This window comes from Prevotella sp. P6B4, assembly GCF_000619985.1.
Classification (GTDB): Bacteria; Bacteroidota; Bacteroidia; order Bacteroidales; family Bacteroidaceae; genus Prevotella.
In genome coordinates, this window is sequence record NZ_JHVE01000021.1 from 23,744 (window position 1) to 49,384 (window position 25,641).

At 49.7% G+C, this 25,641-nt stretch carries 21 protein-coding genes and 2 pseudogenes; 11 read left to right on the plus strand and 12 right to left on the minus strand.

Going from position 1 to position 25,641, the window contains the following annotated elements:
- Position 1 precedes the first annotated feature (1 nt).
- Both T491_RS0112655 and T491_RS0112660 read right to left on the minus strand, forming a co-directional pair.
- The gene (locus T491_RS0112655; protein ID WP_028904219.1) at positions 2–940 is read right to left on the minus strand and encodes a ribose-phosphate pyrophosphokinase; all 939 of its coding nucleotides are present in this window, start codon (positions 938–940) and stop codon (positions 2–4) included.
- A 40-nt stretch (positions 941–980) separates the two neighbouring features.
- Positions 981–1,589, minus strand: coding sequence for a thiamine phosphate synthase (locus T491_RS0112660; RefSeq protein WP_028904220.1), 609 nt, complete (start codon positions 1,587–1,589; stop codon positions 981–983).
- Between the two features lie 200 nt (positions 1,590–1,789).
- On the opposite strand from T491_RS0112660, the gene fabD reads away from it, so the two are divergent.
- The 3 genes and pseudogenes from fabD to T491_RS0112675 form a co-directional block, all read left to right on the plus strand.
- Positions 1,790–2,680: an ACP S-malonyltransferase gene (fabD, locus tag T491_RS0112665; protein WP_028904221.1), complete on the plus strand. Its 891-nt coding sequence runs from the start codon at positions 1,790–1,792 to the stop codon at positions 2,678–2,680.
- Positions 2,681–2,717: 37 nt separating this feature from the next.
- On the plus strand, positions 2,718–3,077 hold the full coding sequence (locus tag T491_RS0112670; protein ID WP_028904222.1) for a four helix bundle protein: 360 nt from the start codon (positions 2,718–2,720) through the stop codon (positions 3,075–3,077).
- Between the two features lie 16 nt (positions 3,078–3,093).
- Positions 3,094–4,749: pseudogene (locus tag T491_RS0112675) on the plus strand (alpha-amylase family glycosyl hydrolase); the annotation flags it as partial.
- A 67-nt stretch (positions 4,750–4,816) separates the two neighbouring features.
- Here the strand turns inward: T491_RS0112675 and T491_RS17210 are convergent.
- A complete protein-coding gene (locus T491_RS17210; protein WP_081773382.1) occupies positions 4,817–5,491 on the minus strand; it encodes a head GIN domain-containing protein in 675 nt (224 codons plus the stop codon).
- 125 nt (positions 5,492–5,616) lie between these two features.
- Between T491_RS17210 and T491_RS0112685 the strand changes: the two are divergent.
- Positions 5,617–6,075 (plus strand): annotated as a pseudogene (locus tag T491_RS0112685) (hypothetical protein); the annotation flags it as partial.
- Positions 6,076–6,115: 40 nt separating this feature from the next.
- On the opposite strand, the gene T491_RS0112690 reads toward T491_RS0112685, so the two are convergent.
- The 5 genes from T491_RS0112690 to T491_RS0112715 all read right to left on the minus strand — a co-directional run bounded on the left by T491_RS0112690 (position 6,116) and on the right by T491_RS0112715 (position 11,826).
- The gene (locus T491_RS0112690) at positions 6,116–7,186 is read right to left on the minus strand and encodes an endonuclease/exonuclease/phosphatase family protein (RefSeq protein WP_081773383.1); all 1,071 of its coding nucleotides are present in this window, start codon (positions 7,184–7,186) and stop codon (positions 6,116–6,118) included.
- 17 nt (positions 7,187–7,203) lie between these two features.
- Entirely contained in the window at positions 7,204–8,457 is a 1,254-nt protein-coding gene (locus T491_RS16565; protein WP_051523156.1) for an ATP-binding protein, read from the minus strand.
- Positions 8,458–8,530: 73 nt separating this feature from the next.
- Positions 8,531–9,715, minus strand: coding sequence for a glycosyltransferase family 2 protein (locus tag T491_RS0112700; RefSeq protein ID WP_028904226.1), 1,185 nt, complete (start codon positions 9,713–9,715; stop codon positions 8,531–8,533).
- Between the two features lie 19 nt (positions 9,716–9,734).
- The gene (locus tag T491_RS0112705; RefSeq protein ID WP_028904227.1) at positions 9,735–11,309 is read right to left on the minus strand and encodes an Rne/Rng family ribonuclease; all 1,575 of its coding nucleotides are present in this window, start codon (positions 11,307–11,309) and stop codon (positions 9,735–9,737) included.
- 241 nt (positions 11,310–11,550) lie between these two features.
- Positions 11,551–11,826, minus strand: a complete 276-nt coding sequence (locus T491_RS0112715; protein ID WP_028904228.1) for an HU family DNA-binding protein — start codon at positions 11,824–11,826, stop codon at positions 11,551–11,553.
- A 192-nt stretch (positions 11,827–12,018) separates the two neighbouring features.
- Here T491_RS0112715 and pyk point away from each other — a divergent pair, with 192 nt between their 5' ends.
- The 4 genes from pyk (at position 12,019) to T491_RS0112740 (ending at position 17,432) form a co-directional block, all read left to right on the plus strand.
- Positions 12,019–13,464 carry a pyruvate kinase gene (gene pyk / locus T491_RS0112725; protein ID WP_028904229.1) on the plus strand — a complete coding sequence of 482 codons (1,446 nt, stop codon included), beginning with the start codon at positions 12,019–12,021 and terminating at the stop codon, positions 13,462–13,464.
- Positions 13,465–13,526: 62 nt separating this feature from the next.
- Entirely contained in the window at positions 13,527–15,569 is a 2,043-nt protein-coding gene (locus T491_RS0112730) for a M3 family metallopeptidase (RefSeq protein ID WP_081773384.1), read from the plus strand.
- 129 nt (positions 15,570–15,698) lie between these two features.
- Positions 15,699–16,400: an iron-sulfur cluster assembly scaffold protein gene (locus T491_RS0112735; RefSeq protein ID WP_013065322.1), complete on the plus strand. Its 702-nt coding sequence runs from the start codon at positions 15,699–15,701 to the stop codon at positions 16,398–16,400.
- Between the two features lie 15 nt (positions 16,401–16,415).
- Positions 16,416–17,432, plus strand: a complete 1,017-nt coding sequence (locus T491_RS0112740; RefSeq protein WP_013063070.1) for a GGGtGRT protein — start codon at positions 16,416–16,418, stop codon at positions 17,430–17,432.
- 378 nt (positions 17,433–17,810) lie between these two features.
- Here the strand turns inward: T491_RS0112740 and T491_RS0112745 are convergent, their stop codons facing one another.
- Complete coding sequence (locus tag T491_RS0112745; protein WP_028904231.1) at positions 17,811–18,116, minus strand: Dabb family protein; 306 nt, start codon at positions 18,114–18,116, stop codon at positions 17,811–17,813.
- 137 nt (positions 18,117–18,253) lie between these two features.
- On the opposite strand from T491_RS0112745, the gene deoD reads away from it, so the two are divergent.
- The 3 genes from deoD to T491_RS16570 are packed head-to-tail and all read left to right on the plus strand — an operon-like array spanning position 18,254 to position 22,021.
- A complete protein-coding gene (deoD, locus tag T491_RS0112750; RefSeq protein WP_028904232.1) occupies positions 18,254–18,961 on the plus strand; it encodes a purine-nucleoside phosphorylase in 708 nt (235 codons plus the stop codon).
- A gap of 15 nt (positions 18,962–18,976) precedes the next feature.
- Positions 18,977–20,674 carry an energy-dependent translational throttle protein EttA gene (gene ettA / locus T491_RS0112755; protein ID WP_028904233.1) on the plus strand — a complete coding sequence of 566 codons (1,698 nt, stop codon included), beginning with the start codon at positions 18,977–18,979 and terminating at the stop codon, positions 20,672–20,674.
- 12 nt (positions 20,675–20,686) lie between these two features.
- Positions 20,687–22,021 (plus strand): uracil-xanthine permease family protein, encoded by a 1,335-nt coding sequence (locus T491_RS16570; RefSeq protein ID WP_231480252.1) that lies wholly within the window; start codon positions 20,687–20,689, stop codon positions 22,019–22,021.
- Here T491_RS16570 and T491_RS17495 read toward each other — a convergent pair.
- Genes T491_RS17495 through T491_RS0112770 form a run of 3 tightly spaced genes read right to left on the minus strand, consistent with a single transcriptional unit; the run spans position 22,018 to position 25,637 of the window.
- Positions 22,018–22,248 (minus strand): hypothetical protein, encoded by a 231-nt coding sequence (locus T491_RS17495; protein WP_081773385.1) that lies wholly within the window; start codon positions 22,246–22,248, stop codon positions 22,018–22,020. The genes T491_RS16570 and T491_RS17495 overlap by 4 nt on opposite strands.
- Before the next feature lie 38 nt (positions 22,249–22,286).
- The gene (locus T491_RS0112765) at positions 22,287–23,792 is read right to left on the minus strand and encodes a PD40 domain-containing protein (RefSeq protein ID WP_028904234.1); all 1,506 of its coding nucleotides are present in this window, start codon (positions 23,790–23,792) and stop codon (positions 22,287–22,289) included.
- Between the two features lie 12 nt (positions 23,793–23,804).
- Positions 23,805–25,637 carry a DUF6057 family protein gene (locus tag T491_RS0112770; protein WP_155950137.1) on the minus strand — a complete coding sequence of 611 codons (1,833 nt, stop codon included), beginning with the start codon at positions 25,635–25,637 and terminating at the stop codon, positions 23,805–23,807.
- Positions 25,638–25,641 lie beyond the last annotated feature (4 nt).

Sequence of the window (25,641 nt, forward strand, 5' to 3'; positions counted from 1 at the left end):
ATTATACAATGTACAGGTCGCTAATGCTCTTGTTGTCGATAACTCGACGGATGGCCTCAGCAAACATGTCGGCTACCGACAGCTGCTTAACCTTAGCGCAACGCTGTGTGTAAGGGATGGAATCGGTGAATACAATCTCCTCGAGGGCCGACTCCTGTACACGATCGCTGGCAGGACCACTCATCACGCAGTGGCTGGCGCAAGCGCGAACAGTAAGGGCGCCGTGCTCCTTCATCAGGTCGGCTGCCTTGGTGATGGTGCCGGCGGTGTCAACCATATCGTCGATAATCACCACGTTCTTGCCTTCTACCTCACCAATGATCTGCATGGTGGCTACCACATTGGCGCGCGCACGGGTCTTGTTGCACAGTACCAGGGGGCATCCCAGATACTTGGCGTAGGTGCTGGCACGCTTAGAACCACCTACATCGGGAGAGGCTATCACCAGCTCGTCGAGGTTCAGCTGCTGGAGATAGGGCAGGATGACGTTGGAACCATACAGATGATCAACGGGCACATTGAAGAATCCCTGGATCTGATCGGCATGGAGGTCCATCGTGATCACACGGTTCACACCAGCTGCACTCAGCAGGTCGGCAACCAGCTTGGCACCGATGCTGACACGTGGCTTATCCTTGCGGTCCTGACGTGCCCATCCGAAGTAGGGGATGACGGCGTTGATGGTGCGGGCCGAAGCACGCTTGGCTGCATCGATCATCAGCAGCAACTCCATCAGATTGTCGGAATTGGGGAATGTGCTTTGTACCAGGAAGACGTCGCGTCCACGAATACTTTCCTCGTAAGAAACGGCAAACTCTCCATCTGAGAATTTGGTGATTTGCAACTGGCCTAATGGGCAACCCAGACTTTGACAGATTCTTTCTGCCAGGTATCTCGTTGCTGTGCCTGAGAATACCATGTAAGAGCTTTTTTCACTCATGATTTAAATACCTATTTTTTTGAAGTTAGTTCATTTTTCCCTATTCTATGGTTTTGCGCAGCTTCTCGAAGTGAGTGAGCAGCGCCTTGTAGTCAATCTCGTTGTGGATGTTGAATCGGTTCCACAGGTCACCACATATCACGAGGCCGCCAAAGCCCAGATCCTTGATCTCCTTCACGCGGTCGAGATTCATGCCGCCAAGGGCATAGACCTTCTTGTCGATGAGGCCCTGCTTCGAGGCCTCGCGCAGCTCGTCCATCGTGAACGACTGCTTCTCGTTGGCATTGGTCTGGCTGTCAAAGATAGAGTGCAGGAACACGTAGTTCGATTTCTTCTTCGTGTCCTTCAGCTCGTCGATTGCGTGGCACGTACGGCTGATATTCCCCTTATAGCCTATTGGGGGCTCGGTGTGCGCATCGTCTATATGAATACCACGCAGGTGATATTCCTCTTTCAGATAGAAGTGTCCGTGAACGGTTATCTTGTTGTGATAATCTTCGCCAAGAAGGGTAAGCAAGCGCTCAGAATACATTGGTGAGGCGCCTGGCTTATAGAGGTGAAGATTCTCCAATCCCTCTTCGAAGAGGTCTGCTAGTATCTTGTCCTCTTCGACGAAGAATGTGGGTTTCGTCATTACAATTAACTTCATTTTTGCCATCTATTCTCTTTCTAAGTGCAAAATTACACAGATTTTTCGATATTATGACCACTTTCTTTAAAAAAATGGCGCTCGAGGTGCATTTTTCAGAAAGTTTTAGTAATTTTGCATCCTGAAAGAACCAAAATGGCACAAATATCCAAATTGGAAATAAATTGTAAATCGTAAATAATAAAATTGTAAATTAAAAGATGAAAGCATTTGTTTTTCCCGGACAGGGAGCACAGTTTGTAGGAATGGGTAAGGATCTCTACGATACCAACCCACTGGCAAAGGAACTTTTTGAGAAAGCAAACGACATTCTCGGATATCGCATCACCGACATTATGTTCGCTGGAACTGATGAGGAACTCAAGCAGACCAAGGTTACTCAGCCTGCCGTATTCCTGCACAGCGTGATTTCAGCACTCTGCATGGGTGAGGCTTTCGATCCTAAGATGGCTGCTGGCCACTCACTGGGCGAGTTCTCTGCTCTGACTGCTGCTGGTGCTTTGAGCTTCGAGGATGGACTGAAGCTGGTTTATGCACGTGCTATGGCTATGCAGAAGGCCTGCGAGGCTCAGCCTTCAACTATGGCTGCTATCATCGCTCTGCCTGATGAGAAGGTTGAGGAGGTTTGCGCCGAGGTGAGCAAGATGGGCAAGGGTGTAGTAGTAGCTGCTAACTATAACTGCCCTGGACAGCTGGTTATCAGTGGTAATGTAGAGGCTATCGAGGAGGCTTGCGAGCAGCTCAAGGCTGCTGGTGCTAAGCGCGCACTCGTGCTCAAGGTGGGTGGTGCTTTCCACTCTCCACTTATGCAGCCTGCTAAGGACGAGCTCCAGGCTGCTATCGAGGCTACTGAGATCAAGACGCCTAAGTGCCCTGTTTATCAGAATGTTGACGCTAAGCCTCATACCGATCCCGCTGAGATCAAGGCTAACCTCATTGCGCAGCTCACCAGCTCGGTTCGCTGGACTCAGAGCGTGCAGAATATGATTGCCGACGGTGCCGACGACTTCACTGAGTGTGGTCCTGGTAAGGCCCTCCAAGGCATGATCGTTAAGATCAACCGCGACGTCAATGCTCACGGCATTGACTAACGTTGAACATTGAGCTTTGAACATTGAACTTTAGGAAATGTTGAAAGGCAGTGTTGAGAACGATATCTATATAATAGCGCGCAATTTCGCATTGCGCGTTATTAAATTATATGAATTCCTTAAAACAGAAAAGAAGGAGTTTATAATGTCTAAACAGATATTCAGATCTGGTACAAGTATTGGAGCAAATGTGTTTGAAGGAAAGAATGCTCAAAGTAGAGCTGATTTTTCAAGCAAAATGAATATCGCTCTTAAGGAAGCAACCGAAACAGGATATTGGTTAGATTTGCTACATGAGGCAAATTGTCTTGATGATAATCTGTTTGAATCTCTAAATGATGAATGCAGTAAGATTATTGCTATTCTAACTAAAATTGTAAAAGCAACAAAAGAATAACTAATCATAAAGTTCAATGCTCAAAGCTCAAAGTTCAAAGACTATAATCTATCAAGTTTTTACGCGCCTGTATGGCAATAGGAATACCACGCGGAAAGCGCATGGTACACTGGCTGAGAACGGTTGCGGAAAACTGAACGACTTCACGCCCACTGTCCTGAAAAAAATCAGGGCGATGGGCGTGAGTCATATCTGGTACACTGGTGTTATCCGTCATGCTTCGCAAACGGATTACTCTCAATATGGCATTCCACGTCAGCATCCGGCTGTGGTGAAGGGTAAGGCGGGCTCGCCTTACGCCATCACGGATTACTATGATATCGATCCCGATCTGGCTGTGGATGTGGACCTGCGCATGCAGGAGTTCGAGGCACTGGTGGCGCGTAGCCATCAAGCCGGACTGAAGGTGATCATCGACTTTGTGCCTAATCATGTGGCACGTCAGTATCACTCTATCTGTAAGCCTGAGGGCGTGAAGGATCTGGGCGAGGAGGATAATCCGCAACTGGGATTCTCGCCGCAGAACAACTTCTACTATTGTCCAGGACAGTGTTTCCATCCTTACTTCGACCTGTATCATGGCGAGAACGAGCCTTATACCGAGGAGCCTGCCAAGGCCACGGGTAACGACTGTTTCAACAATGCGCCGGGCCAGAACGACTGGTATGAGACGGTGAAGCTGAACTACGGTCTTGATTACTATGCCGGCAGAGTGGGGCACTTTTCGCCTATCCCCAATACGTGGGATAAGATGACGGATATCCTGCTGTTCTGGGCTGCCAAGGGTGTGGACGGATTCCGTTGCGACATGGCAGAGATGGTGCCAACGGCTTTCTGGCAGTGGGCTACCGACAAGGTGAAGTACCGCTATCCGGAGATCATCTTTATCGGCGAGGTGTATAACCCGGCTGAATATCGCAACTATCTGGGCGCTGGCTTCGACTATCTCTATGATAAGGTGGGTATGTACGACACGCTGCGCGATGTGATGTGCGGCCGACAGTCGGCTCACGCCATCACGGGCGCCTGGCAGCAGACTGACGATATCCGTCAGCACATGCTCTACTTCCTGGAGAATCACGACGAGCAGCGCATAGCCAGCGACTTCTTTGCAGGCGACGGGCTGAAGGGTGTGCCGGCGCTGGCTGTATCGGCGCTGTTGTACCAGAATCCGCTCATGATCTACTTCGGACAGGAGTATGGCGAGCGTGGTATGGATGCCGAGGGATTCAGCGGACAGGATGGGCGCACTACCATCTTCGATTACTGGAGCGTTGACACCATGGTGCGTGCGGCTAACCGCAAATACACCATCCGTGAGAAATATCTCCACGATATCTATGTGAAGCTGATGAACATCGCTAAGAACGAGAAGGCGGTTACGGAGGGTGCTTCGTTCGATCTGATGTATGTGAACGGGCATCTGCAGCGTCAGTATGCGTTCCTGCGTAAGGCGGGCAGTGAGACATTACTGGTGGTGGTGAATTTCGACGAGCTGCCGGTAACCGTGAATATCACGATCCCCGATCATGCTTTCGCCTATCTGAGGCTGAAAGAGAAGGGGGCTACAGCCACCGATCTGCTTTCGGGCCATAAGCTGAAGCTGACGTTGAAGCGCGATGGCGCTGTGGCATTGGAGATGAAACCACACAGCGCTATGGTGCTGAAGTTCAGAGCATAAATAAAGGGCGGCCATCGTGGTCGCCCTAATTTATGGCTTGCTGTTTGCAGCTTTGTTCTTACATTTCGCTGATGCTGCCAACGCCTGAGCGGTGATTGTCGGTCTGCTTGGGGTTGCCTGCATATTTCAGTGAGCCAACGCCTGATACTCTGCCTTCAATCTTCTCGGAGGCATAGCAGGTGATGCTGCCTACACCTGATACGGTGGCTTTGACGTTGAGCGCTTTCAGATCCTGAGCGTCGATGCTGCCCACACCGCTGTTGGTCATCTCCACATTGTCGGCAATACCTGCAATCTTGATGCTGCCCACGCCGCTGTTGATAATCGTGAGCTGGTCGGTATCCAGCTTTTCCATGTTAATGCTCGAAGCACCGCCATTCTTCAGCTTGATGAGGTCGGCGGTATAAACCTTGATATCGACGTGCTTGGTATTCAGGTTGATATTGTTCTTGGTGAAGCCGATAGACAGCTTACTGTCTTTGCTCTCAAACTTGTACAGCTCGACATAGTTATCGGGGGCGGTCAGCTCGATGGTGCCGCTTTTCTTCTCATCCTGTATCAGTTCGATATGTCCCACGCCGCTCATGTAAACCTCGTCGAAGGCATCAAGTTGGTAGGTCTTGGTGACAATCTCGTCGCTTGGCTTGATTTGGTTAGCACCCCAGTTGGCTAAATCGACTTTGCATGATGTAAGTGCCAGAACGCTTACCATCAGAAACAATACTTTTTTCATACTTTCTACTATTTTAATTGGTTTATTTTATAGGTTTGACGCACAAAGGTAGGAAAAAGTTGCAAGAAACTTGTTTTTTTTAGTCAAAATTCGTATTTTTGCGCCAAATTTTTAATGTTATGGCTGATTATATACTCAATGAGCACAATAAGGAGGAGTTTCCGCCAGCCCACACGGCTGAGCATTTGTTGAATCAGACAATGATCCGTATGTTTGATTGCGGGCGCTCGTTCAATGCCCATGTGGAGCGCAAGAAGAGCAAGATGAGTTTCCATCTCGAGCAGAAGCCTTCGCGCGTTGAGGAGCGTGAGATTGAGCGACGGATGAACGAACTGATAGAAGAGGACCTGCCTGTGACTTTCGAATTCGTTACGCGCGACAATCTGCCTGATGACGTATCGCTCGACCGACTGCCCGACGATGCCTCGGAGACTATCCGACTGGTGCGTATAGGCGATTATGATGTGTGCCCCTGTATCGGCAAGCATGTGCGCTCCACCTCGCAGATAGGACGCTTCGAACTGTTGGGCACCAACTGGGACGAACAAGAGCATTCGTTCAGGGTAAGGTTCAAGATTGTGTGACTCTGTAAAGCAAAAAAAATCCCGCGTGTAGCGGGATTCTTTATTTCTGCTGATTGAGTGCTATCTTCATAAACACGGGGTTGTGGTCGGAGTAGCTGAGCTCACGCTTGTAGTAGGTGATGCCCTCCATGCCCTTGTCGTGGAAGATGTAGTCGATGCGGACCTTCTTGTTGCCACCACGGAAGGTGTACATAAATCCGCTACCGCACTCCTTGAAACCATCAACTTTGTCGCCAAGCATGGTGTTATAGACGTAAGAGTAGGGCACATCGTTGAAGTCGCCGCATACAATGATGGGGGCTTCGCACTCGCGCATGTCCATCGACAGAATGTTGGCCTGGCCCGAACGGGCTATCATGCCCAGTGTATAGTTGCCATAGAAGGCGCGTATCAGCGCGTTGCTCTCAATATCCATTCCCTGATTAATCAGTTTACTGGCTCTGTGGAGGGTGGAGTTGATACCAGTGGTCTCCAAGTGCGCATTATACACGCGCAGCACGGTGCCCTTCACGTTGATCTCGGCCCACATAGCACTGTTGTTGGTCATCTCGAAGTTAAGATTTTTCGATTTAGTGATGGGGTAGCGGCTATAGATCATCATATCGCTCTCGCCCTGTGCCATATAGGGGAAATAATCCTTGTAGGAATCGGAGTTCTTCTTGTCGCCACAGTGGTCGTTATACTCCTGGAAACAAACCACATCCACTTTCTGTTTCTTCATCTCAGAGAGAATGTCCTGAGCGATGAATCCTGAAGTCTCACGGCTGAACATGGCCACGTTGTAGGTGGCAATCTTGATGCCGGGCTTGGAATCGGCAGCAGGATCCAATGAGCCGAATTGATAGATGGTGCCAGCATATGGGATGCAGCAAAGGATGGCTATAAGCGGAATGATGGCCCAGTGCCATCGGCGCATGATAAGCCAGAAAACCAGCAATATCAAATTGGCTCCTATCAGTACCGGCAACGCATATACCAGCATGGCGCGTGCCGTGTTTCCTGCAGGCTGAACATCACCTCCGTAGAGACCTACGAGGGTGAAAATCATAACTAAGACTGTAAGAATAAGGATGGTGAATGAAAAGTACTTCTGTACAGCTAATTTTCCCATAATATGTGTAATGATTTTTAGTCGAGATATTTGCCAACCATCTCAATCAGGTTCTCAACCTTGAATGGCTTGGCCATAAACTCGTCGCAACCAGCGTTCTTGGCTTCGCGGATGTTCTCCTCGAAAGCATAGGCACTGAGGGCGATGACTGGTGTGTTCGAGTCTACCTCTTTGATGATACGGGTGGCATCGAGGCCGTTCATTTCGGGCATACGGATATCCATCAGTATCAGGTCGGGATGTTCCTCTTCGTTGAGTGTTACAGCCTCAATACCATTATGGGCGCGAATCAGGCGATAGCGCTTGTGGAGCACAATCTTTACCAGTTCGTAGTTGCTGTCCTCGTCTTCGGCCACTAGGATGCTCTTCTTATTCATGTTGTCGGGACGGCCGCTAACACGGATGGTGCGAACATTCGAAGTGGTGGTGTTGCGAACTGGCGACATGCCGCCGATGGTGCCCTCGAAAGGCAGAACGAATCGGAACAGTGAGCCTTCGCCCATCTTAGAGTCGACGTAAATCTTTCCACCCAGTTTCTCAACGATAATCTTGCAGAGTGCTAATCCTAAACCGTAACCATTGTTCTTGGTCTCGGCATCGCGCGAAACGTAGGTCTCAAACAAGTGGGGAATATCCTCGGGAGCGATACCGGAACCGGTATCCTGAACATAGAATTCGATGTGTGATCCCTCGTCGAGCATGCGATAGCCATAGGTGATGCTACCTGTGTGCGTATGCTTGAGGGCATTGCTGATAAGATTGGAGAAAACCTGGGTGATACGGTTGGCGTCGGTGACAAAGGTGACTGCCATGTTAGGCTTCTTCCATTCGAGTTTTAGCGTTTCTGGACAGCGGAACTTAAAGATATTGCGGATGCTCTCGCAAAGCTGGTTGAGGTCGGTGCTCGATTTCTTCATGACTATCTCGCCTGATTCTACACGCGACAAATCGAGAATCTCGTTAACAAGGCTCATCAGGCGGTTGTTGTTGCTCTCGATAATCTCGAAGAACTTCATGCGGTCTTCCTGTGAATCGGTCTCTACCAACACACGAGAGAAACCCTCAATGGCATTAAGGGGCGTACGGATTTCATGGCTCATATTAGCCAGGAAGAGCGATTTCATCTTGCTTGCCTTCTCTGCCTTCTGGGCTTTTTCCTCATATTCCTTGAGCTTCTGATTGGCAATAGCAAGCTGCTCTTGCGCAAGTGTTAACCTGCGGTTTGCATCTGCATATTTCTGTAGCAATATGTCTTTTTCGGTTCTGTCCATTCAACGAAAATACACTAATTCGGGACAAAGGTAATGCTTTTTTTTGTAATACAAAAGAAAAATAGGATTTTTTTCAACTTCTTTTAGCTTTTTCCCATGCACCACTGTTGTTATGCTTGCACAGATAGGCCATTCCGCGAAAAACATTGAGATTCATGAACACAAAATAGTAGGCCGTATAGAGCAACTTGTTCTTGGCGCCTCGTCGGCTGAGCTGCCATCCCAAGAAGGCTGTCAGATAGAAAATTATCTGGAGCGCAAGTGCAATATTGAAGAATAAACCTGCGTTTAGTGCTGTTAATAATACATTGATAACCAGTAGGATAACCATGGCAATTGGAGTAATACTCCATCTTAGGACGCGGTGGCTGATGTACTGGAAGGTTACTAATGGCTGGTGGAACGGATTGAGCAAACTGCGCAGCCACCAGATGCTTTGCAGACCACCTGCAGCAATGCGGCGTTTACGTTTGGATTCTTCGAACATATTGGCCGAGCCGTATTCCTGTGCGTAGGCGTCGGGAGTATAGGCGATTCGCTTGCCATCTTTTACGATGAACATTGACATCATGAAGTCGTCGAGCAGGGCTGAATCGGGTACCTCGTGTACCAGAGTGGGGTCGATGGCGTAGAGCTCGCCGGCAGCACCCATGGCTGAATAGAGTTCGCTGTCCCACTTCTTCAGGGTGCTTTCGTAACGCCAGTAAAGGCCTTCGCCTTCGGCTGCCATCTCGCCTTCCTTACGGGCTGCTACGCGCTTCTCGCCTGATACGCAGCCAATGGTGGGGTCCATGAACAGACGGGCAATCTCCTTCATGGCGCCTGGATTGATCATGGTGTTGGCATCGGTAAATGCCACGTAGCGCGTCTGGAGTTCCTGCAGGCCGTGTTTCAGGGCTGCTGTCTTGCCTTTGCGTTCGGGGCTGAATACCACGTCGACTTCGGGGTAGGCCTTCAGTAGCTCGTTGGTACGGTCGTTGCTGCCATCTGTCACCCACATGATGCGGAATTTGTCACGCGGATAGTCGATAGCCAGGGTGTTGGCCATCTTCTCGGCTACAACGTCTTCTTCGTTGTAGGCGCAAATCATGAGTGTCATGGTGGGTAGTTCGTCATCGCCAGGCGTTGCGACCTTGCGGGGAGTGCCCGCAAGGATTCGCTTTAGCCGGATGATGAGGTATAATAGAATTCCGTACCCGATGTAGGTATAGAATACAATGAGCAGCATGGCCCAAAAAAGAATTTTCAGTGTAATCATAGGTAGAGGATTGTTTGTTTTACTTTGTTTCGATTTCTTCTTTCATGTCTATAAACTGCTTGTTGGCATCATAGAACTCGTACTGAAGGAATGCCAGTTTCTGCGACGGGATCACGTGGATGCCGAATCCGTACTTGATCTGCCACCTGCGCTTCATGCTGATGAAGCCCTTGTTGATATAGGCGGCGATGTAGGGATGGACGTGCAGATAGAACTTGCGGACTCCGATCTTGTTGACCAGGGTATCGATCTTACTCTCGAGGGTGTCAGTGAACAGGATGCTCGACTTGATAGTTCCTTTTCCGAAACAGGTGGGGCAGGTTTCCTCCACGTTCACGCTCATGGCAGGGCGAACGCGCTGACGGGTAATCTGCATCAGGCCGAACTTAGAGAGAGGCAGGATGTTGTGCTTGGCTCTGTCCTTCTGCATGTTCTTGCACATGCGTTCGTAGAGCAACTGGCGATCCTCGGGCAGTTTCATGTCGATAAAGTCGACGATGATGATACCACCCATATCCCTGAGTCGCAGCTGGCGGGCCAGCTCATCGGCGGCTCCCAGATTGGTCTCGAGGGCGTTGGTCTCCTGATTGTTCTCTTTCTTAATGCGTGTACCGCTGTTCACATCAACTACATGCATGGCTTCTGTGTGTTCAATAATCAGATAGGCGCCATGTTTGTAATTGACCGTCTTTCCAAAGCCAGACTTCAGTTGCTTGGTTACATCGAAATTGTCGAAGATGGGGACTGTGCCGTTATAGAGCTTCACAATGTCCTCCTTCTCAGGTGCGATGAGTCCCAGGTAATTCTTGATTTCGCCGTAGATGTCGCTATCATTCACGTGGATGCCGTCGTAAGTGGGATTGAAGAGATCACGCAACAGTGCTACGGCCCTGCTTTCCTCCTCAAAGCAGAGTTGTGGACGCTCTGTGGTCTTCTGGACTTTGGTGATCACGTCTTCCCAACGCTTCAACAGAATCTTCAGCTCGGCATCAAGTTCAGCTGCTCGCTTGCCTTCGGCCACCGTACGTACGATGACACCGAAGTTCTTGGGCTTGATGCTCTGGATGAGTTGCTTCAGTCGGCTACGTTCTTCGCCTTTCTTGATTTTGGTGGAAACGGAAACACTGTCTTCGAATGGGATCAGCACCAGGTAGCGTCCGGCGAAGCTGAGTTCGCATGTAAGGCGCGGACCTTTGGTGTTGATAGGTTCTTTGACAATCTGTACCAGTATTTCCTGTCCAACCTTCAGGGTGTTGGCGATACTTCCATCCTTTTTCAGTTCAGGCTGAATGCTGGCTTTCTGGATGGGGTAGAGTTTCTTGCGGTCGCTTACTACCTGTTTCAGGTATTTCTCGTAAGAGTTGAATTGAGTTCCCAGGTCAAGGTAATGCAGGAATGCCACGCGTTCAGCTCCGACATCAACGAAACAAGCGTTGAGTCCTGGCATCAGTTTTTTGACTTTCGCCACATAAATGTTGCCCACCGAGAACGAAGCTGTGCGCTGCTCCTGCTGGTATTCTACCAGCTGTTTGTCTTCGAGCAGGGCTATAGAAATGTCCTTCGGCTGCACATCGATGATTACTTCACTTGTCATTGTCTTGCGTTACTTTTGTTGTTGACAGGGTTGTCGTTAGTACTAAAAAGGGTGTGTCGCTATCCTGGTAGGGATTAGCAGGCACACTCCTTTCATTTCTTTTTTATTGGTCACAGAGGATCAAGATTTACTTGCTCTTATGACGATTCTTGCGCAGTCTCTTCTTACGCTTGTGTGTAGCCATCTTGTGGCCCTTCTTTTTCTTTCCGTTTGGCATAATACTAATAATTTATAATGTTAATTACTTCATTTTTTCGATAAAGCTCTTTGATGGCTTGAAAGCGGGATAGTCGTGAGCCTCGATAACCAATGTGGTGTTCTTAGAGATGTTGCGGGCGGTCTTCTGGGCGCGACGCTTCACGATGAAGGTGCCAAAACCACGCAGATATACGTTCTCCTTGTCGTCTGCGAGACTCTCGCGGATAGTCTCCATGAAGGCTTCAACCGAGATGGCTACATCTTTCTTCGCCAGGCCTGTCTCTTCAGCAATCTTGTTGATGATTTCTGCCTTTGTCATTTCTTTATTCCTTATTCTTCTTTATATATTAATAATGTGTAAACTCGAAATTCTTCGATTTCGGACTGCAAAGTTACTAATTTTCAGCCGATTACGAAAATATTTATAGATTTTTTTTCAAAAAATGATGATTTTCGTCTCTTTTTGGTCGTTTTTTTGTACCTTTGCAGCACAAAATGAAGGAAAAATAACATGAAGCAGACAAAAATTGTAGCTAGCATTAGTGACAGAAGATGTGATCAGGATTTCATCCGTAGTCTTTTCGAGGCAGGTATGAATGTGGTGAGAATGAATACGGCTCATGCCGATGAGCAGGGTATCAAGAATATTATTAATAATGTACGTAGTGTGAGTCATCACATTGGTATATTGATTGATACCAAAGGCCCTGAGGTGCGTACCACAGGTTGTGCTGAGCCCATCTCCTACAAGACGGGAGATGTGGTGAAAATCTTCGGGCGCCCGGAGATGGATACTACCCACGACATTATCAATCTGTCGTATGCCGACTTTGCGGCCGATGTGCATGAGGGCTGCCACATCCTGTTCGATGATGGTGCGCTCGACATGGTGGTTATTGGTATCAACGGTCCGCAGGTCATTGCCCAGGTGCAGAACGATGGCGTGCTGGGTTCGCACAAGAGTGTGAACGTGCCAGGTGTACATATCGCCCTGCCTACACTGACAGAGAAGGACCGTAAGAACATCATGCTGGCCATCGATCAGGATATCGACTTTATTGCTCACTCGTTTGTGCGCTCGGCTGCCGACGTGCGTGCGGTACAGGCCATTCTCGATGCCTACAACTCTGACATCAAGATCATCTCTAAGATCGAGAATCAGGAGGGTGTGGATAATATCGACGAGATTATCGAGGCTTCGTATGGTATCATGATTGCACGTGGTGACTTGGGTATCGAGGTGCCCATTGAGCGTATTCCTGGTATCCAGCGTCAGATTATCCGTAAGTGCGTACGTGCCAAGAAGCCCGTTATCGTAGCTACTCAGATGCTTCATACAATGATTAGTAACCCACGTCCTACACGAGCAGAGGTGACGGATATTGCCAACGCTATCTACTATCGTACCGATGCGCTGATGTTGTCGGGAGAGACTGCCAGCGGAAAATATCCTGTAGAGGCAGTACGTACGATGGCGGCTATTGCCGAGCAGGCCGAGAAGGACAAGATGCGTGAGAATGATATCGAGGTGCCCCTGTCGCCCAACTGCGATATCCGTGAGTTTATGTCGCACTCTGCTATCGAGGCTACCGAGAAACTGGGTGTCAAGGGTATCATTACCGATGCCAGCTCTGGCGACACCGCACGCAACCTGGCTGCCTTCCGTGGTCCTAACCCCGTGCTGGCTATCTGCTACAATGACAAGCTGCAGCGTCTGCTCAATCTGTCGTATGGTGTGATACCTGTTTTCCAGAAGGAACATATCGACAACGAGGAGTTGTTCCACGCTGCTGTGCGTATGCTGCGCCAGAAGGGTTACGTGCAGGAGGAGGATAAGATTGCCTATCTGAGTGGAAACATCGGCGAGGGTGGTGGTACCAAGTTCCTGGAGATTAATACCGTCAAGGAAGTGCTCACCAACCAGTACAAGTTCCACTTGCCCCATTCCAAGAAATAATGACCAATCAATAAACGAATATGAAAGTAACAAAAACGCTCATGACTTTGAGTTTCGCAGCCATGATGCTGCCCACGTTTGCTGCCGACGGTCTGCCTCAGGGTGCACCCGACTTCAGCAGGATTAAGGAAACTGATTACCTGCCTGCCATCGAGAAGGCTATCAAACTGAAGCGTCAGGAAATCAATCAGATTGTGGCCAACAAGCAGAAGCCAACTTTCAAGAATACCATTCTGGCCTTGGAGAAGAGTGGACTGGAACTCGACAAATGGTTGAACGTGGCTGAGGGGCTGGCCAGTGCGCATAAGACACCAGCCATCGCCGAGACCGAGAAGAAAATCACGCCACTGCTTACAGAGCTTGAAAACGAGATTACCTTTAATAAGGCGCTCTTTAAGAAGGTTAAATATGTTTACGACCATGAGTTCAAGACCCTGAAAGGCGAAGACCAGCGACTCACGGAGGTGGTTTATAAGGACTTTGTACGTTCGGGCGCATTGCTCAGTGATGAGAAGATGGCACGTATGATGCAGATCAATATGCGCATCTCTGAGCTACAGCAGCAGTGGGGCGACCTGTTGCCTGCTGCCACCAATAATGCGGTGGTATGGGTGAACACCAAGGAGGAACTGGCAGGTCTGAGCGAGGCTGATATCGCCCAGTGCAAGAAGGATGCCGAGAGCCGTGGTGGTAAGGCGCCTTACGCTATTGTCATTGTCAATACTACCCAGCAGGCTATCCTGGCCAGCCTGGATAATCGCGACCTGCGTCGCCGCGTGTTTGATGCTTCTCGCCGTCGTGCTGATGGTGGTGGCACGTACAACACATTCCCCATTGTTGTTGAGATTGCCAAGCTACGTGCAGAGAAGGGTGAGCTGATGGGCTATCAGAACTATGCCTCTTATTCACTCGAGCGTACGATGGCTAAAAACTCTGACAATGTGTATAACTTCCTCAAGCAGCTGATTGCTGAATATACCCCTAAGGCTCAGGCTGAGACCAAGGCTATCGAGGACTATGCCAAGAAGCAGATGGGACCTCACTTCAAGCTGCAGCCTTACGACCGTTTCTACTATTCGGCTAAGATGAAGAAGGAACTGCTCGACCTGAGCGACGACGAGGTGAAACCCTATTTCAATATCGACAGTGTGATTGTGAATGGTGTGTTCTACGCCGCTCATCGTGTTTACGGTTTGAATTTCGTGCAGCGTAAGGACATCCCTACCTATCATCCTGATATGAAGGTGTTTGAGGTGCGCGACAAGAATGGTAAGATGCTGGCGCTGTTCTATAGCGATCCCTATCGCCGTCCTACCAAGCGTGGCGGTGCCTGGATGAGCGCTTTTGCCAAGCAGAGCCGCTTCCGCCATCAGCTACCTATTATTTATAATGTCACCAACTATGCCAAGGCGCCTGAGGGACAGCCCACGCTCATCACCTGGGACGAGGTGACCACCCTGTTCCACGAGTTCGGTCATGCGCTGCACGGCATGCTCTCAAACTGCAACTACAATACCTTGAGCGGTACAGCTGTGGCACGCGACTTTGTGGAGATGCCTTCGCAGTTCAACGAGACATTCGCCTCTATCCCTGAGATCTTCGACCACTACGCCAAACATGCTGTTACGGGTGAGCCTATGCCTGCCGACATGAAGGAGAAGATGCTGAAGAGCATCAACTTCCAGACAGCCTACGCACTGGGTGAGAATCTGGCAGCTACCTGCCTTGATCTGGCTTGGCATCATCTGTCGTCAAACGAGATACCTACTGCCGATGAGGCAGAGCAGTTCGAGATCGATGCTCTGAAGAAGATCGGCATCTACGATACTCAGATACCTCCTCGTTACAGCACCTCTTACTTCAACCACGTTTGGGGTGGAGGCTATGCCGCTGGCTACTACAGCTATCTGTGGACCGAGGTACTGGCCTGCAATGTGGCCGATACCTTCCAGAAGCTTGGTGTGCTGAAGCCCGAGACAGGTCAGGCATTCCGCTCGAAGATTCTGAGCCGTGGAAATACCAAGGACCAGATGGAGATGTTTACCGACTTTACAGGCATGAAGACTCCCGATGCCTCAGGATTCCTGAAGTATCGTGGTCTGTAAGTCCGTTGGTTGGTTAATAATTCCTAAATGATAAGCCGTAACAAGGCAAATATCAAATAATTCGAGTAATTTTGTAGGTCAAAAAGAAGGAAATATCAAGTTGTTTAACATTTAAATGTTTTATTATCAATGATTTATTCAAAAGAAGTGGAGAACATGTGTAGCGTTTGTAAGGGCGCTTACCATGGACCTGCACCTATCCCCGAGGAGGGCAAATGGGTAGCAGTAAAGGAAATCAAGGAAATTTCTGGTTACACCCACGGTATTGGCTGGTGCGCACCTCAGCAGGGTGCCTGCAAGCTGAGCCTGAACGTGAAGGACGGTGTGATCCAGGAGGCTCTTGTTGAGACCATCGGATGTACTGGTATGACTCACTCAGCTGCTATGGCTTCTGAGATTCTGCCTGGTAAGACCATCCTCGAGGCCCTGAATACCGACCTTGTTTGCGATGCTATCAACACCGCTATGCGCGAGCTCTTCCTGCAGATTGTTTACGGACGTACACAGAGTGCTTTCTCTGAGGGCGGTCTGGCTATCGGTGCTGGTCTTGAGGACCTGGGTAAGGGTCTGCGTTCACAGACTGGTACTCTCTATGGTACTGTTGCCAAGGGTACACGTTACCTCGAGCTCACTGAGGGTTACATCACAAAGCAGTACCTCGATGCTAACAACGAGGTTTGCGGTTATGAGTATGTACACCTCGGCAAGATGATGGAGGCCATCAAGAACGGTATGGACGCCAACGAGGCTATGAAGAAGTTCACTGGTTCTTACGGTCGTACAACCGAGGAGCAGGGTGCAGTTAAGGCTATTGATCCACGTAAAGAATAATAGGAGGATACGACAATGATTAGAAAAGTACAGTTTGAGAGTCAGGAGCGCCGTATCAACCAGGTTCTTGCTGCTCTGAAGGAGAATGGCATCAACTCTATCGAGGAGGCCAATGAGATTTGTGAAAAGGCTGGTATCGATCCATATCAGATGTGTGAGGACACACAGCTGATCTGCTTCGAGAACGCTAAATGGGCATATGTTTGTGGTGCTGCTATCGCCATCAAGAAGGGTGTTAAGACAGCTGCCGAGGCTGCTGAGGCCATCGGTATCGGTCTGCAGAGCTTCTGTATCCCCGGATCAGTAGCCGACGATCGTAAGGTAGGTATCGGTCACGGTAACCTCGCCGCTCGTCTGCTCCGCGAGGAGACTGAGTGCTTCGCATTCCTCGCTGGTCACGAGAGCTTCGCTGCTGCTGAGGGTGCTATCAAGATTGCTGAGATGGCTAACAAGGTTCGTAAGAATCCTCTGCGCGTTATCCTGAATGGTCTTGGTAAGGACGCTGCTCAGATCATCAGCCGTATCAACGGCTTCACCTACGTACAGACCAAGTTCGATTACTTCACTGGTGATCTGAACGTGGTTAAGGAGGTTCCTTATGGTAACAACCCTAGCCGTCTGAAGGTTAAGTGCTATGGCGCTGACGACGTACGTGAGGGTGTAGCTATCCTGTGGAAGGAGAACGTTGACGTTTCTATCACAGGTAACTCTACCAACCCAACACGTTTCCAGCACCCAGTAGCTGGTACTTACAAGAAGGAGCGCGTACTCGCTGGTAAGCCTTACTTCTCAGTAGCTTCTGGTGGTGGTACTGGTCGTACTCTGCACCCAGATAACATGGCTGCTGGTCCTGCTTCTTATGGTATGACAGACACCATGGGTCGTATGCACTCTGACGCTCAGTTTGCTGGTTCTTCTTCAGTTCCTGCTCACGTTGAGATGATGGGCTTCCTGGGTATGGGTAACAACCCAATGGTAGGTGCAACAGTTTCTGTAGCCGTTGCTATCGACCTCGCCCTGAACAAGAAGTAATTCGCAGTGCGATTAAATAATTTAAGCCTCGCCAATCAGCGGGGCTTTTTTTTTGTTATCTACAAATATCTCTAACTACTTTTCAATTGCGATATTCTCCATACGTTAATGAGATAATCTTAACGTCTTATTCAGATAATCCCTTATGGGGCATAAAGATTATCTGAACACCTCAAAGAAACTATCTGAACGCAGTGATGCAATTATCCGAATGTTGGGAATGCATTTGCCAGTACTCTCCCCATTTGGCAAACGCCGTAGATGTTGCAAAAATACAAAATCCAGAATGTAAATTGTCAGTTATGTCAGTTTAGTGTCTATACTTTAATATAACAGTTTTAAATAAAAAAAGCAGTGCTTGCAGGCACCGCTTTTTATTTAGATCTCGAAATCAAGACAGCTACGCTGAACGGTGTAGGGGCGAACCTTGCCGTTGGCTACTGCTACATGTTCTGGATGAACAGCGTAGCCTTTCAAAGCATCCTCGCTTTCGAGTGTGCTGTCGAGCATCACGTCGGCATTTGATGAGGCCAGACGGCCATCAATATGAACCTTGACATCGAGCAGTCCGGGAACTTTTCCTACCAATCCCTCAAGACCTGCCTTGATGCCGGCTTTAACTGTCTGCTTCTCTTCTTCAGAGAGTTCTGGATTCAGTGTCCAGAGAATAATATGCTTTACCATAAACAATAAATAATTTGTGTTTGTAAGTTGCAAAAATAGGAAAAATATTCTGTTTGACAAAGAAAAACACCTTAAAACACCTGTTTGTTGAGGATTTTTTTGTATATTTGCACAAATAAATACAAAAGAATCATAATATGGCTACAACTCCAACGCCTCATATCGGGGCAAAGCTTGGCGAAATTGCTGAGACCGTAATTATGGCGGGCGATCCGCTACGTGTGAAACTGATGGCCGAGATGTTTCTCGAGAATGCCGTACTATTTAATAATGTGCGTGGTATGCTGGGCTATACCGGCACCTATAAGGGAAAGCGTGTGAGCGTGATGGGACACGGTATGGGTATGCCCTCGATGGGTATCTATTCGTACGAGTTGTTTAATTTCTATGGTGTCAAGACCATTATCCGTGTTGGTTCGGCTGGTGCTATTCAGGGGAGTCTGCATGTGGGCGATCTGGTCATCGCACAGGGCGCATGCACCAATTCGAACTATGCTGCCAGTTACGAACTGCCAGGCACCTTCGCACCGATTGCCAATTTCGACCTGGTGCGCAGGGCTGCCGATAGCTGCGATCGTCTGGGATTCAAATACAGCGTGGGTAATGTATTGACGTCGGATGTGTTCTATAATGAGAACTCACACGTGGATAAGTGGACAAACATGGGTGTGCTGGCCATCGAGATGGAGATTGCCGCACTTTATATGAATGCAGCCCGTTCGGGTAATCGCGCATTGGCCATCTGTACTATTTCCGACCATGTGCTGACAGGCGAGGAGACCACTGCCGAAGAGCGACAGAACACATTTACCAAGATGATGGAAGTAGCATTCTCATTGATTTAATTTTAAAGCATATATATGGCAACAGTTGACGATAAGAAGATTATCTTCTCGATGGTAGGCGTGAGCAAGACCATCCAGCAGAACCAGAAACAAGTACTGAAAAACATCTACCTGAGCTTTTTCTATGGTGCCAAGATCGGTATCATCGGATTGAACGGTGCAGGTAAGTCAACCCTGATGAAGATTATCGCTGGTCTGGATCAGCAGTATCAGGGCAATGTGGTGTGGAGCCCTGGCTATAGCGTGGGCTATCTGCCGCAGGAACCACCATTGAATGAGGAGAAGACGGTGAAGGAGAATGTGATGGAGGGTGTGCAGCACGTGTACGATGCGCTGGCTGAATACGACGAGATCAACGTGAAGTTCGGTCTGCCCGAATACTACGAGGATCCTGATAAGATGGACAAGCTGATGCAACGACAGGCTGAACTTCAGGATATTATCGACGCCACAGATGCGTGGAACATGGACTCGAAACTAGACCGTGCTATGGCTGCGCTGAACTGTCCTCCTGGCGATTGGAGTGTGAAGAACCTCTCGGGTGGTGAGCGTCGCCGTGTAGCGCTATGCCGCTTGTTGCTACAGAAGCCCGATGTGTTACTGCTCGATGAGCCTACCAACCACCTGGATGCTGAGAGTATCGACTGGCTGGAGCAGCACTTGCAGCAGTACGAGGGTACAGTGATTGCCGTAACGCACGACCGTTACTTCTTGGACGATGTGGCTGAGTGGATTCTGGAGCTGGACCGTGGCGAGGGTATCCCCTGGAAAGGTAACTACTCGAGCTGGCTGGAGCAGAAGAGTCAGCGACTGGCTCAGGAGGAGAAGTCGGCCTCGAAGCGCCGTAAGACATTGGAGCGCGAGCTGGAGTGGGTACGTATGGCCCCCAAGGCCCGTCATGCCAAGGGTAAGGCCCGACTGAACTCGTACGAGATGATGCTGAACGAGGAACAGAAACAGAAGGAAGAGAAACTGGAGATATTTATTCCTAACGGACCACGTTTGGGTAATAAGGTGATCGAGGCCGAGCATGTGGCTAAGTCGTTCCCTGAGAAGACGCTGTTCACCGATTTGAACTTCAACCTGCCACCCAACGGTATCGTGGGTGTGATTGGTCCTAACGGTGCGGGTAAGACCACGCTGTTCCGTCTCATTATGGGATTGGATAAGCCTGATGCCGGACAGTTCGCCGTGGGCGAGACCGTGAAGTTGAGTTATGTGGATCAGCAGCATAAGGATATCGACCCCACGAAATCGGTATATGAGGTGGTGAGTCAGGGCAATGAAACTATCCGCATGGGCGGCAAGGATATCAACGTGCGTGCTTATCTCTCACGTTTCAACTTCAGTGGTGCCGATCAGGAGAAGAAGTGTGGCGTGCTGTCGGGTGGTGAGCGTAACCGCCTGCATCTGGCCATCGCCCTGAAACAGGAAGGAAATGTGTTGTTACTCGACGAGCCTACTAACGATATCGACGTAAACACCCTGCGTGCGCTGGAGGAAGGTCTTGAGGCTTTTGCCGGTTGCGCGGTTATCATCAGTCACGATCGTTGGTTCCTGGATCGTATCTGTACGCACATCCTGGCTTTCGAAGGCGAGGGAAATGTGTTCTACTTCGAGGGTAACTACAGCGAGTACGAGAGCAACAAGGCGCAGCGCTTAGGCTTAGAGGAGCCCAAGCGTGCCCGTTACCGTAAATTGATGGAGGAATAACTTTTTAATCACATGAATCAGATAGTAGAAAAAGAAGGCATCACCGATGCCAGAGAACTGGGCATGCCAAAGTATGTCATTTTGGGTGTCCAACATTTGTTCGCTATGTTTGGTGCCACTGTGTTGGTACCTGTGTTAACAGGCCTTTCTGTGTCGTCAACCCTGTTGTTTGCAGGTATCGGCACATTGGTCTTCCATTGTGTCAGCAAGTTTAAGGTGCCTGCCTTCCTGGGCTCCTCGTTTGCTTTCTTAGGCGGCTATATGTCGGTAAAAGCGCTGGGCATAGAGCAGGGAATGAGCGAGACGTTGGCTCTGGACTATGCGTGTATCGGCGTGTTCTTTGCCGGCTTGTGCTATTTCGTGATGGCCGGCCTTATCAAGTCGTACGGCATTGAGCGAATGCTGCACTTCTTTCCACCTTTGGTCACAGGTCCTATGATTATAGCCATCGGATTGGTGCTCTCGGGTAGCGCTATCCAGAACTGTGCCACCAACTGGCCTTTGGCTCTTGTGGCGCTGGTCACGGTGATTCTCTCCAGTGTGTATGGTAAGGGTATCATCAGGATTATCCCTATCCTGCTGGGTGTAGTGGTGAGCTATGCGTTGGCCGTGGTGATGGGCGAGGTGGATTTCACGTCGCTGAGTGAGGCCGCTTGGATTGGATTGCCATTCAGCAGAGAGCAGACCGTGCTGGCTGTTCTTGACCATATGGATACCACATTCCTCATCTCAACCATCATTGCAATCATGCCTATCGCCGTTGCTACTATCATGGAGCATATCGGTGATATGTGTGCCATCTCGTCGACAGTAGGCAAGGACTTCCTGAAGGAGCCAGGTCTGCATCGCACCCTGATGGGCGACGGACTGGCCACTGCTTTGGCATCGCTCTTCGGCGCACCTGCTAACACCACATATGGCGAGAATACTGGCGTGTTGAACCTTACCAAGGTGTTTGATCCAGCCGTGATTCGTCTGGCTGCCTGCTTTGCCATTCTGTTGTCGTTCTGTCCTAAATTCGCCTGCTTGATAGGCTTGATGCCAGCAGCTACGATTGGTGGTGTGAGTCTGATTCTCTACGGAATGATCTCGGCTGTGGGTGTGCGTAATCTGGTAGAGGACAGCGTTGACTTCAACTCTTCACGCAATGTGTTTGTGGCAGCCCTGATCCTAGTGATTGCCATCGGTGTGAAATACGGAGCCAATGACGAAGTAAGCATCGGCCCCATTCACTTCTCAGGTCTGGCACTCTCGGCCATCGTTGGTGTGACGCTCAATGCCATCCTGCCTGGTAGGTTAGGCATGAAGATCAAGAGCGTACACGGCAAGGATAAGCCCCACAATTAGAAATTGTATTTCAGCTTGAACCAGAGTTCAGAATTGTTATCGTAGGTTGCGAACATTCCCCTGTCAGCATGGAAAAGGTCGTAACCTACGATTGCATGTAACTGGTCGTTCAGGGCATAGTCGGCACTCAGGCGATTGAAGAGTACTGATTTTCGGGTTTCTTGATAATCCGTTCCACCTCCTGGCCCGTGATGATGTCGGGGGATACGATGATTATTCGAAACCAACAATACCTAAAACTTGCTATTTTAATCAGGAGATAGTTTCATCTCACTGGTTCACCATCACCTTTGAGTACATCGGCAAACGCCTGCGGCTTGATGATGACTGGGCCGCGCATAAACTCTGGGATATTATAACACCTCATGAACTGACGGTGGTAGTCAGGATCGGCACAGGGCAATTCGAAAGGCTTGGTGCCGATGCCTTTCTGGTCGATATGGGCGAAGAACGGACGGGTATAGGTGCCATCGTCGCGGCGGCTGCTGAATACAACCCATCTGCCGTTGCTCGACCAGGAGTGGTAGCTCTCTGTGTCGGGCGAGTTGAGCTCCTTGAGCGGACGGGGATTGCTGTGACCATCCTGTGAGTCCACGGGAACTTGTAGGTCGAGCAGCCATAGGTCGGCATCATGGTGCCAGATGTGGAATACACCATACTGGGCCATGGCGAACATCAGGTAGCGCCCATCGGGCGAGATGCGGGGCAGCGTAGCACTTTTGTTGAGGCTGTCGGCAGCAAATACGAGCTCGCGGGGACCGAAGGTCTTCGTCTCCGGATCGAAAGGCTTGCGATAGATGTTGTATCTGATGTCCTGAGAGCGCTTGATGATTTCGTCTATGGGGTTCAGGGTAGAGTCTTTCCACTCGAAGTGTGCGCTGCAGTAATAGAGCGCTTTGCCATCGGGTGCCCAGGTGGGGAACACCTCCAGCTCGTTGGGGTCGTTCTCGATGTTGGTGACTTGGTTTTTGTCGAGATCGTAGACGATGAGGTCGCTTTGCGAATCAAACACCTCAATCTTATTGCGATGGGTGGTATGGAAACTCTGTGCTGTCAGGTTGGTGGAGTAGGCTATGAGTTTCAGCCAGGGGTGCCAGGCAGGATAGACGCCCGCCGAGAGGATGGAGTCGTGCTTCATGTCGATCTTCTTGATGGTTCCGTCGTAGGCTATGACGGTTCCGCCATTCTGCTGACGGGCGTGGAACTGCATGCGTTCAGGGTTGTACTGCTGGTAGCTGTGGCAGTTAATGCACTGGCCGTCCTTCTCGAAACTGCAGAGCATATTATCGTAGATGACACTCTCGTTGTAATTCTCTAAACATCGCTGGTTGATGGTAAGCGCTTCGTAATTAACGAATGAAGGATGAATCAGACGATAGCTCAGGTAGCTGTCGATACTGTCGGGCGATACAAAGATACTGAATGGCTTATAGTGGGTCCACTGGTCGGCCTTACGGACATAGACATCCACGCTGATAGCGCCACCTTTGGCTTTCTCAGTCAGTTGGTGCCAGTCGTCCATGGAGGGCTGTGCTTGATTGGCAAACACCAGCTCTTCGTTGCCTACGGCTAAACGGGCAATCATCTCGTCGGCTGGCTCATCGAGTTCAAAGGTGAGCGGGGCGATATTGATGGGGATGGTCACGTTGGTATAGTCGGGATAGATATTGGGCAAGGTCTTTGATTCGGTGAAGACCTCTGGTACCGAAGGACCTGCACAGCCCATCATAGCCAGTGTCAATCCTATATATGCTATATTTCTGATGTTCATATTCTTGTTGATTTAGTATTCTGCTAATGGCTTCATCACGTAGAAATCGTAATAATAGCTGTCGCCGAAGAGGGGGTAGAGGCCTCGACGTACCTCCTCCAGATCCTGATTGTTATAGTTGGATGCGGCAGTGATGAAGCGCATGAAGGTTTCTTTGACGGTAGGATTGAATGGCATATTCTCCACTTCCTGCCGCTTTTCTATCTTACCATATAGATAGGCGGCTTCCTGATAGTAACGCGGCATGGGACCTTGCGGGTGCAGACGTGTGTAGTCCTTGAAATGATACCAGAACTGATTGATGTCCTGGGTCCAGAAGGTGGCCAGCAGCGTTTGCTCCTGAAAGATGGGGTCGCCGGTATAAGTGTTTGTTGCCAACTGGTTCATGAGGGTACGTTCTGTGAAGCCGTCGTCGCCACCGAGCATGTTCTTGTAGTGGAGCATATGGGTGATGGGCTCGCGTTCCGCATCCTGGGCCAACTGTTCTGGGTGGTCGATAAGTACTTCGGTCTGCTCGGCCCAGTTGCGATGGAACAGGGTCTGTTTCAGGATATGGAGATACTTACGGGCCAGTGGCTTGTCGCCGTCGAGTAAGGCGCAGTTGGCTAATAGCCGATAGTCCTCTGTACGGAAATCGAGTTCTACGCCCAGTTCCATACACAGTCGGTTGCAGTAGTTCAGCATACCGTACTGGTAGTACATCAGCGGGCCTACAACCAGCATCAGGCGCATGCCAAAGGGAGCAGCGTAGGCCTTGGAACCATTCTTGTAGCGGAACATGTCGTCGCCTTGACGACCAATACGTGAGAGGGCGAGGTTACGCATCATGACGATGGCGCGAGTGGGCTCATCCTTCTGGGTGGCTGCCTCGTCCAGCACGCCTTGCCAGTCATGGTTGGCGATACGATGCTGCATGGTCAGCTCGTGGTGGAAGTTCTCATCCTTCATCCAGAAGTGGTAGACACTACCCAGTAGCAGGAATCCGATGGCGGCCTGGCATAGCAGATAAGTGCGTGGCTTCATGGGCTTGACTGACTGACGGTTGTCGCGATAGGTGACTGCTAACAGTGCAAAGAACAACGCTAACAGCCCATAAGTGATATAATAGTTAGAATACGCCTCGGTGGTATAGAAGAGTGGCAGTTCTGCCCAGTAGATATCAGCCAGATTGGTCTGGTAGTAGATAAGGCGGTAACAGAGTAGGGGAACTGCCACCGTGCTGAGGATGGCTGCTGCACTTTGGACGATAGCCTCTGTACGATGTGGTGTTAACCGCCACGACCAGATACCCATGAGTAAGGCGGCTGCCAGCGCGTAGATGCCCATGAGCGGATAGCCTATCGCTGCTGTGAGGACGATGGCGATGGGACGTAGATAATGTCTGGCGGGTATGCTCCGGAAGCCCCACAGCAGGGCTGCAATGGCTGTGGTACCAATGGTAGATACAAAGAAATGCCCTTTCAGCTTCAGGATGTAAATCCAGTAGCCCATAGCCATATTGGTGAGCAGTAGGAGGGCGATGGGTATCAGCATCAGTATAGCCCAGCGGTCAGGAATACGGAAGGCTCGTTTAATGATGAACATCAGTAGCCCCCACCAGAGGCAGAGTAGCAATACGCCTAACCATGGATGGTACAGGAACTGCGTGAACCACGTGCCCACCCACGTGAGCATTCCACCAGGAACTACCAACTGCTCTTTTAGAAATAATGTGGAAAAGAGGAAAATATTCTTCTGCTCAATCTTCCAGAGTTGGTCACTTTCAAAGATGAGTAAACAGCAGGCTATTGCTATCAGAGCAACCAGCCAACTGCCTAAAGTCAAATGTTTATGATAAATACTCATAACT